Annotated in this window: 8 protein-coding genes; 5 read left to right on the forward strand and 3 right to left on the reverse strand. The window is 37.6% G+C overall.

Features of this window, described 5'->3' with window-relative positions; translation table 11 throughout:
- Positions 1–62 precede the first annotated feature (62 nt).
- The 5 genes from AC27VX_RS09270 to AC27VX_RS09290 all read left to right on the forward strand — a co-directional run bounded on the left by AC27VX_RS09270 (position 63) and on the right by AC27VX_RS09290 (position 9,550).
- Entirely contained in the window at positions 63–3,140 is a 3,078-nt protein-coding gene (locus AC27VX_RS09270; RefSeq protein WP_488695206.1) for a T9SS type B sorting domain-containing protein, read from the forward strand.
- Between the two features lie 96 nt (positions 3,141–3,236).
- Complete coding sequence (locus tag AC27VX_RS09275) at positions 3,237–6,323, forward strand: T9SS type B sorting domain-containing protein (RefSeq protein WP_488695208.1); 3,087 nt, start codon at positions 3,237–3,239, stop codon at positions 6,321–6,323.
- Positions 6,324–6,595: 272 nt separating this feature from the next.
- On the forward strand, positions 6,596–7,873 hold the full coding sequence (locus AC27VX_RS09280) for an erythromycin esterase family protein (RefSeq protein ID WP_488695210.1): 1,278 nt from the start codon (positions 6,596–6,598) through the stop codon (positions 7,871–7,873).
- The gene (locus tag AC27VX_RS09285; protein WP_236857786.1) at positions 7,873–8,775 is read left to right on the forward strand and encodes an ABC transporter ATP-binding protein; all 903 of its coding nucleotides are present in this window, start codon (positions 7,873–7,875) and stop codon (positions 8,773–8,775) included. The genes AC27VX_RS09280 and AC27VX_RS09285 overlap by 1 nt, the downstream gene beginning before the upstream one ends.
- Positions 8,768–9,550, forward strand: coding sequence for an ABC transporter permease (locus AC27VX_RS09290; protein WP_236857785.1), 783 nt, complete (start codon positions 8,768–8,770; stop codon positions 9,548–9,550). The genes AC27VX_RS09285 and AC27VX_RS09290 overlap by 8 nt, the downstream gene beginning before the upstream one ends.
- Positions 9,551–9,571: 21 nt before the next feature.
- Here the strand turns inward: AC27VX_RS09290 and AC27VX_RS09295 are convergent, their stop codons facing one another.
- The 3 genes from AC27VX_RS09295 to AC27VX_RS09305 all read right to left on the reverse strand — a co-directional run bounded on the left by AC27VX_RS09295 (position 9,572) and on the right by AC27VX_RS09305 (position 11,629).
- Complete coding sequence (locus AC27VX_RS09295; protein ID WP_488695213.1) at positions 9,572–10,093, reverse strand: thermonuclease family protein; 522 nt, start codon at positions 10,091–10,093, stop codon at positions 9,572–9,574.
- 206 nt (positions 10,094–10,299) lie between these two features.
- A complete protein-coding gene (locus tag AC27VX_RS09300; RefSeq protein ID WP_236857783.1) occupies positions 10,300–10,716 on the reverse strand; it encodes a hypothetical protein in 417 nt (138 codons plus the stop codon).
- 1 nt (position 10,717) lies between these two features.
- Positions 10,718–11,629, reverse strand: coding sequence for an RHS repeat domain-containing protein (locus AC27VX_RS09305; protein WP_488695215.1), 912 nt, complete (start codon positions 11,627–11,629; stop codon positions 10,718–10,720).
- Positions 11,630–11,807 lie beyond the last annotated feature (178 nt).

Here is an 11,807-nt window from a genome sequence, read left to right on the forward strand (position 1 = left end):
TGACAATAAACAATATTTACCATTTGACAAAACCTGTTTTACTGAAAAGGTTTTTGTTCAGTTTGATTTTAATCTTTTTTGCGGCAAGCCCTCTTTTTTCACAAAGAGATACTGAACATTGGTTTGCCCCGATAAAGCAAGGTTTTACTGCGGACACCAATAAACAGGCTTTATTTCTATCAACCGATTCTATTACTCCTTTTACTGTTGCCATTTATAATAACAATACGATAATTGGAACAGTTACGATCAGTAAAGGTAATCCTCAGTCTTTTGATATTCTTAAAGATTATATGATTACAGAATCTCAGTCACAAGTATTTACGACCACAAACCGAGGACTTTATCTGAAAGGAGAAAAACCTTTCTTCTGTACTTTCAGATTTTCAATAGATAAGCACGGAGAGATCCTTACCTCAAAGGGAAAAGCAGGAATAGGGACCCAATTTTACGTTGCTCATGTAAATTTACCTCAGCCTGATTCTACTTATAATTTTAGCTGTGGTATTTTAGCTACAGAAGATAATACTACAGTAACAGTGTCAGGTTACAGCCCATCTGTTCAATTTTCTAATGGGAACACCGGCGCAACCACTCCCACTATGACGATCTCCTTAAATAAAGGACAGTCATATACAATTGACGGCAAGGGTTCTGTTGCGGGAAATCTTACCGGTTTCATCGGAGCTAAAATAGTGTCCAATAAACCGGTATCTGTAACTAATGGTAATTTTAACGGCCAACAGACTTTAATAGGTAATGGTGCAGGCGGAAGTGACATATTCATGGATCAGTCTGTTCCTGTGGAGCGTCTTGGTGATGAGTTTGTGTTAATGAAAGGAACAGCACCTCTTTCTTATGAGCTTGAAGGAGCTATTGTTGTTGCAACAGAAGATAATACCCAGGTTTATCTAAATGACGAAACTATTCCCAAAGCAACATTGAATGAAGGACAATTCTATCGTATCCAATCAACAGGTTATATCAGCCAGAATTTTAGCGGTCATTATAATATGCGTGTCCGCTCTACTAAAAAAATATATGTATATCAGCTGATCTCAGGAGGAGGTTCCGGAACCTATTATAATACAGGCGGGGCTAATTATATCCCTCCTTTAAACTGCTTTTTACCTAAGAAAATTGATGAAATCGGGATGATTAATGTTCTTCCTTATTTTACAGCAATCACTCCTAATGTAAGACTTCAGATCATCACAGAGTCTGGCGCAACAGTATCTGTGAACGGAACCGTTCTGTCAGGTATCCAGGGTCCTTATCCTGTTACAGGCAATCCAAACTGGCAAACCTACGCCGTAGAAAATGTCACAGGCAATATTACAGTACAGTCAACAAAGGCTGTCACCGCAGGTATTACTGCAGGTTATGAAGCTGTTGGCTACGGCGGTTACTTTGCAGGATTCTCTTCTATTCCTGTTATTGCCAAAAAGAACGGCAATTGTATTCCGGGAATAACCCTGGAAGCAGATGATAGCTATGCTTCGTATCAGTGGAATTTCAACGGATCAGTGATCCCAGGGGCTAATACCAATACGTACATCCCTTTACAACCGGGAAATTATACAGTAACAGTATCAGCGGGAGGAAGCTGTCCTCCCGTCACAACGCCTGTATACAAAGTATTTTCCTGCATTTCCAGTACAACAAAAGCATTAACTATCTGTTCGGCGGGTACCCCTCTAACAATAACACCGGCCTTTACCAACTCTTCTCAAACTCCGGTTCCGGGTACTGTACAGATTGTGACTCCCCCTGCCAACGGTACACTAACCGTAAATCCATCAACAGGAATACTTACTTATACAGCAAACCCGGGAGCCACTGCTGATACTTTTATGTATAAGTTCTGCGGGAACGTTCCTGAATTTACAGACTGTGAAGAGGTGAAAGTAGGTATCGCTGTACAGTCCGTAACCGCAGTAAACACTACCCTTAAAGCCTGTAATAATAATGGTACCGGGCTTTTTGATCTTACCATCGCTAACGTGGGTGGGCCTGCCGGAAGTATAAAAAAATATTATCCAACCTCTGCCGATCTTTCTGCCGGAACTAATGAAATTATTCCAGCCAATACTTATACCTCTTCTGTATCTAAAGATATATATGTAAAGGTATTAACTCCAGAAGGGTGTTATGCTCAGGCAAAAATAAATCTCGAGTTTAACCCTTCACCTCAGGTAGAGAATGTTTCATTACAATCATGTTATATAGATAATACACCGGATAAGGGTAGTTTTGATCTTACTCAGGCCATTGTTACCAGCGAAACAGGAGTCACTAAAGAATATTATAAGGCCATGCAGGATGCCGTTACCGGAATTAATGCTATCCTTAATCCAGGTATTTACATTTCTTCCAGTGGAATGGCCTATATTAAAATAATTAATACTGCCGGATGTTTTGCTATTGCCACTGTAACTCTTACTGTAACCCCGCCTAATCCTTCGTCATTACTTAAGGATCAATTCATCTGTTCTGATTCTACAACAACATTAGATGCCGGTACCGGATATGATTCTTACGAATGGAGTACAGGGGCTACAACCTCTTCTATTTCTAATGCAGGACCTGGAAATTATTGGGTTATTTTAGGACATAATAAGTGTTTTACCCGGCAGAATGTGTCTGTAAAAAAGACTCCTGATCCTGTTATCAGGCAAATAGATCTTGATAATAACAAAGCAACACTCACTGTAACCGGCGGACATCCTCCTTATATGTATTCTACTGATCATATCAACTGGCAAAGCTCTAATGTACTTTCTGGTCTTCCTAATGGCCAGAATAGATTTTATGTAAAAGATTCCTACAACTGTGAGCCTATTCAGGTAGAATTAACTGTTATCAATATCGTTAATGCTATCACTCCCAACGGAGATCACATTAATGATACAATTTCTTATTCAGATCTGGCCTATAAAAAAGATTTAGCTTTTATGATCTATGACAGATATGGAAATAACGTCTTTACCGGCAGTCATTTTAATAATTACACATGGGACGGCATGTTCAGCAACAAGAAACTTTTTACAGGGGCTTACTGGTATGTGATCACATGGAAAGAACCGACTCTGAAAGATGCCATTATAAAATATACAGGATGGATCTTACTTAAAAATTAATCCAGGACTATAAAACTGTTAACATTTGCAATATCATTAGCAGCAGTATGTAAAAAAAAGCTGTTATGAAGTGCTTATCTAATTTTCTTATAATTTATGAAAAGAATCATACTACTCTTTATTCTGTCTTTTTTCTCTGCTTCTTTGTGGGCACAAAGAGATACGGATCATTGGTTTGCCCCTATGGTAGCCAGTTCCAGCAACGGATCTCCTAAGCAGGCACTCTATCTGTCTACAGATAGTACAACTCCTTTCCCTGTTAGTATTTATAATAATAATACTGTAATAGGAACCGTAACTATCAGCAAGGGAAGTCCACAGACATTTGATGTCCCGGTAAACCTTATGACAGGGCAGAACGCAACTGATGCTATGAGTGTAAAAACCAGAGGTCTTTATCTTCACGGGGATGTCCCTTTTTTTGCAACTTATAGGTTTTCGGAAATCAATCATGGTGAAATTTTAACATCGAAAGGAAAAGCTGGAATTGGAAAGACCTTTTATGCGGTATATGCACCACTGATGAATAATCAGAATACTCAAAACTTTACCTGTGGAATTTTGGCAACTGAAGACAATACCCAGATTAAAGTTTCAGGATATGCTATGACAACCTGGTTTTATAATAATTTTAACGGGCTTACCCACCCCAGTATTACAATTACTCTGAATAAGGGACAGTCTTATGTATTTGGCGGGTTAGCAAATAAACCCGGGAATAAAGACGGATTTATCGGAGCCAAAATAGAAGCTAGCAAACCGATATCTATAACCAATGGGAATTACCACGGCCAGTTTGGACTGACTCCTCCTTATAATGGAGAAGATATCATTATGGACCAGTCTGTACCTGTGGAACGCTTAGGAAATGAGTTTATCCTTATCAAAGGAATGGGTAATCTTCTTCCGGAGATTGAAGGAGCCATTATTGTAGCCACTGAAAACAATACTGAGATCAGACTGAATAACAATCCTGCACCCGTTGCCACGTTAAATGAGGGACAATATTACCGCGTTACTGCGATGAATTATGTAGTAAACGGGCCTTCTCATCTGAATATGTACATTAAAACTTCAAAAAATGTGTATGTCTACCAGCTTCTTTCCGGTATTGAAGATAATGATGCAACGCAAGGATTCAATTATATTCCCCCTTTAAACTGTTTTCTTCCCACTGTTATTGATGAAATAGGGAAAATAGGAGAACTGCCCTACTATACTACTTTTAATCCTCCACTTTTTGTAAAGCTCAATATCCTTACTCAAACAGGAGCCGGAGTAACCGTGAACGGGGTGGCCCCGACAGCAGCGCAGGGCCCTTTTCCGGTATCAGGAACTGCAAATTGGGTATCCTACTCTATTCCCAATATTTCAGGAAATATTACGGTAGCCTCTACAAAGGCTGTTACTGCAGGAATTATTGGAGGCAGCGGAAATTTGGGTTATGGAGGATATTTTGCAGGATTCAATTCTGTTCCTGTGATCAGCAAGTCTTCCGGTGAATGTATTCCCGGAATTGTTTTAGAAGTTGAAAACGGTTTTGATCATTATCAATGGAATCTCAACGGCACTCCTATTCCAGGTGCCAACACCAATACTTATACTCCTACACAAGCAGGGAATTATACTGTATCTATCACTAAAAGCACCTGTGTACCACTTACCACTTATCCTTACAAGGTATATACCTGTCTGGCCAATACGGTGAAGCCTTTAAATGTATGCAGTACGGGAACTCCTACGGCAATTACTCCTTCTTTTACCAATTCAACGCAGATTCCTGTACCGGGTACCGTACAGATTATTACTCCACCAGCCAACGGTATTTTAACAGCAAACCCAACTACCGGAATTCTAACGTATACGGCCAATACAGGGACAACAACAGATTCTTTCACCTATAAATTCTGTGGAAATGATCCGGATTTTACGGATTGTGAACAGGTAAAGGTAAATGTGACGGTACAGCCTCTGATATTAACAGATACCACAGTACAAACCTGTGAAACCAGCGGAACGGGTATTTTTGATTTGACTACAGCTAATGTGGGAGGTCCTGCCAATGCTGTCAGAAAGTATTATCCTACCTTGGTGGACCTCAATGCCGGGATAAATGAAATCATTCCTGCCAATGCTTACCCCTCAGCAGTACCTGCTAGTGTATATGTAAAAGTTACAACAGCAGAGGGCTGCACTGCCCATGCAAAAATTACGCTTCAGTTTTTTCCCAAACCTGTTGTAATAGATGCTGTTCTTGCAGGATGTTTTGTACCCGCTAATCCTAATACGGGAACTTTCGATCTCACAACAGCCATTGTCACCACGACAACTCCTGTAACCAAAAAGTATTATCCAACACTTACTGATGCAATAAACGGGACTAATGAGATTACCACTCCGGCCCCTTACATTTCACCGAACACAACAGTATATGCAATGGTAATGAATGCCAGCGGATGTTTTGATTTTGCTAAAATAACATTACATGTAATTCCTCCTAAGCCTTCTCCTCTTTTGGCAGATCAGTATATATGTCCTGAAGCACATATCACCTTAGATGCGGGCCCCGGTTATACGTCTTATCAGTGGAACACAGGAGCAACTACCCCTTCTATCCTTGCTTCTGTTGGAGATTATTGGGTTATTCTAACTTCTAATGGCTGTAAGACCAAGCAATTTGTAAAAGTAATGGCGGTTCCTGTACCAAAAATTAAAAAAATAGAGGTCACAGGAAGTACAGCCACCGTTATCGTGGAAGGCGGTACTCCTCCTTATCACTATTCCAGAGATGAAATGATATGGCAGGACTCCAATGTTTTCACTAATCTACCGCGGGGTAAAAATATTTTCTATGTCAAAGATTTTTATAACTGCCGCCCTGTGGAAGCTCAGATATTGGTTCCTAATCTTGTCAATGCCATTACTCCCAACAGTGACGGTATCAATGATACTTTGGACTATTCGGAGCTTGCCTATCTGAAAGATTTGAAATTTGATATATTCAACCGATATGGACAGCGTATCTATTCTTCGGATAAAAACAGCAGTTTCAAATGGGATGGCAGTATCGGAGGGACTCCTGTCAGTAGCGGAACCTACTGGTACGAAATAAAGTGGGCGGATCCGGAGACTCAAAAAACAGTTTCTTATACAGGGTGGATCCTGGTTAAAAACCGAAATTAAAAAACATATGCCGGCCAATAAGGTCTGTCATATTATTTATTCAAAGGGCGACTGTCTCATTTTTTGAGACAGTTTTTTATTTTTCCTAAAGTACCACTCTTCTGATTATTACTCAATACTATAATAAAATTAACGAATTAACACGTTATACGGGACGGTATTATTTTTTGGCATCTGTACTTGAAAATCTTGTACTGAACCAATATTTCTTATTAAATTTAGAATTAAAAAAGAAATTAAATATATATTTGGCAACTAAGTACGTTTATTGAATGAAGAAAATACTTCTACTATTTATCATTTCTCTTATTGCAGTTTTTGTTCTGAACAAAATCGTTTTTAAAGAAACTCCGGAGCAACAAAAACAGGAACTTCTTCGTGAGGTTAAGCAGTATAAGCATCCCGTCAAAAGCATCTCTATGGAATCTACTGACAACAGTGATTTAAAATTCCTTGATACTGTTCTAAAAGATAATAAAGTCTTAATGCTTGGGGAAAACATTCATTATGACGGAGCCACTATGCAGGCCAAAAGCAGGCTTATTAAATACCTTCATGAAAATCTGGGTTACCATATTGTTCTTTATGAGGCCGGGCAATATGATATGTGGGTAATGAATGAGGAAATGAAAAATCATCAGCTTAAAGTTCCTTCGGATTCTATAGGAGGTCTCGGGCTTTTTAGCTTCTGGTGGAATAATAAGGAAACCCGGCCGCTGATCAATTATTATCAAAAGACCAAAACCTCAGTTCATCCGATAGAGCTTGGCGGATTTGATATTCAGCTTTCAGGAGATGTGCTGTATGAAAGGCGCAGTAAGCTGCTGAAAGAATTTTTAAGCAAAAATAAAATTGATACCAGAGTCTTTAAAATCTTCCATAGGTATATTGACCAGCTTAATAATTTCATCTATCAGGGTTTTGTTTCAAGAACTTTAAAAGAAAACCAGAAAACTGAGTTTCTGAATGAGATCAGCCAACTGGAAATGATGGTTTCAAAACTAAAAAAAACACCGGAAAACATCATTTTTACAAGATATTTACATGATATGAGAAACAACTTCAACAAAGCATGGAAATATAAGCCAGGATCCATGCCGAGTATGCAGTTCAGGGATTCTTTGATGGCTAAGAACCTGATGTACCAGATTGACTCTGTTTATCAGGATCAAAAGGTAATTGTATGGTGCGCTAACATTCATACTTTTTCGGCTCCTTACAATAAAAAATACACTCCTTTAGGCACATATATTAAAAATAAGTATGGAAAAGCATCTTATATGGTTGATTTTTCATCATATGCCAAATTAAATGAAGTTAAAAGTTTATTCAACAAACCCGGAAAGCTTGCTATCGAAAATACATTTCATGCAACGAAAACACGTTACTTTTTTATTGACCTGAGAAGTATTCCAGGAAATTCTCCCTTAAAAAAGGAGTTTGTATCCACCATTAACCAGGGAACGGATCAAAAAAAGGTCTGGAGCCGTTATTTTGACGGAATATTTTATATAGATACGAACACTGTTTTAACTCCAATCAAGAAATAATGGATAGCATTACTACTCACGATCTCAGCTATACGATCGGTTCTAAGACCATTTTAAAGAATATCAATCTCAATATTCCGGAAGGTAGTATTTATGGTTATCTGGGAAGAAACGGGGCCGGAAAGTCAACGACGATCAAGCTCCTTCTGGGGCTTTTGGAAGCGAATGGTGACAAGATTTTTATTCAAAATAAAAGTTTAAAGCATAGCCGCACAGAGATTCTCGCCAACACGGGGAATCTGATTGAATCTCCCTGTTTTTATACAAAACTGACTGTTTCTGAAAACCTGAAATATCTGGACATCATCTATGGTAAAGGTAGTAAAAGAATTGATGAGGTTCTGGAGCTGGTAGATCTGCATAAAGAGAAAAAAAAGAAAGCAAGCGCCCTGTCTATGGGAATGAAACAACGTCTGGGAATTGCCATGGCCATTTTTCATGATCCGAAAATTCTGATTTTGGATGAACCTCTCAACGGACTGGATCCACAGGGAATTTTTGAAATGAGAAAACTTTTCCAGTATCTGAATGAACAGGGAAAAACAATTTTTCTTTCAAGCCATATTCTGAGTGAACTTGAAAAAACAGCTACCCACATCGGAATTATTGAGGGAGGTGAGATGATTTTTCAGGGAACAAAGAATGAACTCCTTGGTAAAGTAGAAAGAGATATTATGCTGAAAATTGATCATGCTGATAAAGCACTGGCAATATTGCAGGGATCTTTTTCCGCTACTTTAAACAGTCCGAATAAGATATCTGTAAAGATCAATGATGATAAAGATTTCAATCTGCTGTTAAAAAATCTGATCCAAAACGGAATTGAGATCTATGATACGGAATCTCAAAATACCAATCTTGAGCAGATCTTCATTAATTTAATTTCTAAAAAACATGACTAATACCAATACTTTTTTTAGGGCTTTTTCTTCTGAGCAGTATAAGCTTTCCAAAAACAAAGAAATCTTCGGCATACTGCTGATTCCTGTTCTTATTATCGTTGCGATTGACCTGTACATCGCCTATGACACCATCACTTCCGGTACCGATGCCGCAGAGGGAACAATCAATCCGTGGAAAATGTCATTGGGACGCACGGTATTTATGTTTTTTTACCTGCTCTTCCCAATTCTCGTTTCTCTTTTTGTACATGCGTGCTGTGATGTGGAGTATAAGAATAATAATTATAAAATCCTTTTCACACTACCGGTTTCAAAGGCTAAGATATTTTTTTCGAAGGCTTTGTTTATTCTGATAACCGTTTTTTTTTCTGTACTACTGTCTTATCTGACTTTTCTTCTGAGTGGCTGGGTTTTAAGTATGGGTTTTCCGGATCTGGGTTTTCAGAATTATGATTTTAGAGAAGTTCTATTTTATATTTTCCTAAAATTTTTTATCACTCTTTCTGCAATTGCTATGGTACAGCTGGCGCTGAGCCTTATGTTCAAGAATTTTATTTACCCTATCGGGTTTGGGGTATTTATGCTTCTTTTCTCAACTATTATCCAACAGAAACCATTTGCTGATTTCCTGGTTTATACCGGAGGCTATCGATCGCTGGAAGGTTTACTGAACGAGAATATTGTTTTTGAAAGACTTGATTATTTTAATATTCTGGCCATTTTTATAGGGATAGCCGTAAGCTTTTATCTGTTTGTGAAAAAGAAAGGAGGCTGAAATTAAAATACAAAGGAGTGCTTATGACACTCCTTTTGCTTTTATTTCGTTTTTAGCGGTTTCGTATTTTTTCTTTCTAAGTTCCCGCTTCATTTTCCGGTATTCCCACGGAGCCATTGCATGGATATCCTTCCATAGACCTATCTTTGCATTCTTCGCATTTTCCTGTAGTTTTCCTAATGAAGCATCTTTGGAATAGGAGAAATACCACCATCCTAATCCTGCTTTTATAAGCTCTTTTGAAAGGTATTTACCATTATCATAGTATACTTTGGCAATGGAACGTCCATAGCGGTCCATGCTCGTCTCTACAACACTGACTGTTTTTCCAAATACCTGAGCAGACGTAAACTGCTTGGCATTTTTCCCGAATGGCTGTCCGCTTTCAGGGCAATCTACTTCTGCAAGTCTGATCTTTTTTTGCTGGTTGCCTTCTAGCAGTAAAGTAATGGTATCTCCGTCTGAAATTTTGATCACTTTTCCGGTAGTCTGTGAGAATAGGAATACAGGGAAAAGTACGTACAGCAGCATTAATCGTTTCATGCGGCAAATATATGGATTAGTGGAGTTTTTTAATGAAAAAACCCCGCAAAATGCGAGGTTTCTATAATATTGAATTGAGTTATCTTGACTTTTTTCACCTCAAAGTTGGGAGACTTTGCAGCGGGGACCACTGAAACTTTTTTCCAGTGGTCTTTATTTATTAGCTTGGTTGGAAGCTTTGCGCAACACAACTTTCAAATTAAAATTTATTTACAAAATGGTGAAATAAATTTTAATTTGAATAGCTTTTTATTATATAATGCATTTTTTTCACTAATTTGACTTATTGAGTCATCACTAAGAATATAATATAAATTCAATTGTTCTTTGTTATTTGAGCCTCTGTGGGTTGAATAAGAAAAAGAACCAGATTCTTTGGAAAAAATCATAATTTTATTATTAAACTGATAGACTTTACAAATATCAGGAATAACCAAACTATAGCCACCATATTTGCTACTCATCAAATTATAATTTTCAAATTCATCTGTTTTTAAAAGTAAATAATCGTTATTAATTTTAATTTCCTGATTATTTTTAAGGAAATCAGAAAACAAAAGCAACGCAGTTCCACAGACAAAAACTATTATAATAATTAAAAATAAAAAAATCTTACCCTTCATCTTATTTATGTTTACTTGGTTTATATGCTTCTATTGCCACATCTTTTAACGATTTTTGCCATATATAGGCTTGATAAGTTTTTGAAAAAGGTTTTCTAGCAGAACTTTTATTGTCTTGTCTTTTTAAAAGTCCATCGGTAAGAGATCCGACTGACTTTGTATCAAAAACAGAAAGCGTTACATTTTTCCCATCATCATTCATCCTCATTGTCATCCAAAAACTTCCTAATACATTTTCTCCTTGGAAGAACTCGTTATCATCAAAACTTTTACCTCCTAATAAATCACCTAAAGAGTTGGTGGCTATCCGAGAAAAATTAGCACCTGGAATAGTCCCAATATCAAACCAAGCTCCTTGAGTTTCCCCTTTTTCAAATTTCCTATCCGAAAAGGCTTGTTTTAATAATAGTTCTTGAGTTTTAATTACCGATCGAGCATTTTTTACTTGCTCTAATGCTCCTCCGGTTACCACAGTATTTTCCGCTCCAACTCCAAGCATAAACTTAGCGGGAATATTTTTTATCTGTTTTGTTTGATCAATACTAAATTGCTGAGAATTAGGATTCATTCTAAAATTAGCTTCAGGTGTTTTTGCTTTTAAAGAGTATGATTGTGTTCTTTTTATAGCATCCACCTGCTTTCCATTTGGATCTATGTACTTTATAGGATTCTGATAGGTATAAATATAAGGGTTAAGATTCCCCCAGAAGTATACTCCTCCATTATGCTGTCCATCTCCATAAAACTGAGTCTCCATTGCAGGGTTGTAAACTGCCAGCGGGTCTACCCCATACCAGATACTCGCTCTCGGGTTATAATACCTTGCTCCATAATACAATCCGGTTTCCTTATCCAGTTCTTTTACATTGAACTTATATGGATTATTATATACTCCCGTTCTTTGCTCCAGCATCGTTTCCCCGAATGGTAAATTTAAGAAAAACCGAGTATTTTAACTGTCGAAAGATAAAATCACCAATGATAAAAGCTATTCTTAAAGTACAAAACCTCGCAAAATGCAAGGTTTTATTAGGATCAACTTTAAATCCTAATTTGGACTCTCTGTTTTATTTGTACCTCAAAGTCAGGAG

This window comes from Chryseobacterium sp. 14P4.3.2 (assembly GCF_057799275.1).

Excerpts from the sequence above, each read along its gene's own strand:
- AC27VX_RS09275 (WP_488695208.1), top strand. The coding sequence starts at position 3,237 with ATGAAAAGAATCATACTACTCTTTATTCTGTCTTTTTTCTCTGCTTCT.
- AC27VX_RS09305 (WP_488695215.1), bottom strand. The coding sequence starts at position 11,629 with ATGCTGGAGCAAAGAACGGGAGTATATAATAATCCATATAAGTTCAAT.
- AC27VX_RS09290 (WP_236857785.1), top strand. The coding sequence starts at position 8,768 with ATGACTAATACCAATACTTTTTTTAGGGCTTTTTCTTCTGAGCAGTAT.
- AC27VX_RS09285 (WP_236857786.1), top strand. The coding sequence starts at position 7,873 with ATGGATAGCATTACTACTCACGATCTCAGCTATACGATCGGTTCTAAG.
- AC27VX_RS09300 (WP_236857783.1), bottom strand. The coding sequence starts at position 10,716 with ATGAAGGGTAAGATTTTTTTATTTTTAATTATTATAATAGTTTTTGTC.
- AC27VX_RS09295 (WP_488695213.1), bottom strand. The coding sequence starts at position 10,093 with ATGAAACGATTAATGCTGCTGTACGTACTTTTCCCTGTATTCCTATTC.
- AC27VX_RS09280 (WP_488695210.1), top strand. The coding sequence starts at position 6,596 with ATGAAGAAAATACTTCTACTATTTATCATTTCTCTTATTGCAGTTTTT.